Source organism: Psychrobacter sp. PP-21 (assembly GCF_033790785.1).
Lineage (GTDB): Bacteria > Pseudomonadota > Gammaproteobacteria > Pseudomonadales > Moraxellaceae > Psychrobacter.
This window is the reverse complement of record NZ_JAMYEB010000141.1, coordinates 1-205: the sequence shown is the minus strand read 5'-3', so window position 1 is coordinate 205 and position 205 is coordinate 1. Positions and strand designations below refer to the sequence as shown.

The 205-nt window shown below is 49.8% G+C and carries 1 protein-coding gene; it reads right to left on the bottom strand.

Annotation, left to right across the window (positions count from 1 at the left end):
* A partial coding sequence (locus NJD71_RS13925; protein ID WP_319052474.1) for a transposase occupies positions 1-205 on the bottom strand: 205 nt, incomplete at both ends.

Here is a 205-nt window from a genome sequence, read left to right as displayed (position 1 = left end):
GATACGGGTTTGATGCTTACGCACTAACGCAGGTTCAAAGTCACCATCACGGTCTCTTGGGGTGGAGATCTCAAGATTGCCTGTGTCACTGCGGACGGTCTTTTTAGTGTGGCCGTTGCGCTTATTGGGCTTGTCTGCCTTCTCATGTTTAGGGTAGCCGAGATGCTCTTCCATCTCAGCCTCTAAGGCAGTATCAATAAAGGAT